The sequence below is a fragment of the Vibrio sp. 1151_11 genome (genome assembly GCF_029478525.1).
In the GTDB taxonomy this organism is placed as follows: domain Bacteria; phylum Pseudomonadota; class Gammaproteobacteria; order Enterobacterales; family Vibrionaceae; genus Vibrio; species Vibrio anguillarum.
Map to the genome: position 1 here is coordinate 1 of NZ_SHMN01000139.1, position 255 is coordinate 255.

Annotated in this window: 1 tRNA gene; it reads left to right on the forward strand. The window is 43.9% G+C overall.

Features of this window, described 5'->3' with window-relative positions:
* Positions 1-8 precede the first annotated feature (8 nt).
* A tRNA-Val gene (locus EXZ60_RS19130) sits at positions 9-84 on the forward strand.
* Positions 85-255 lie beyond the last annotated feature (171 nt).

Below are 255 nucleotides of genomic sequence, written 5' to 3' on the forward strand. Positions count from 1 at the left end.
AAACATGTGGGCGATTAGCTCAGTTGGGAGAGCACCTGCCTTACAAGCAGGGGGTCACTGGTTCGAACCCGGTATCGCCCACCACTCTCTAAGGATTTTTGGATGCACATTGCCAAACCAGATTAAGTAATTGAACTGGTTGGTCTGTTTGACTCTGAAAGTCATTAGAAAGTGATTTGTTCCGTTAGGAATACCACTCGCTCTTTAACAATTTGGAAAGCTGACTGATAACAACGAACGTGTTTGTTGTTATCA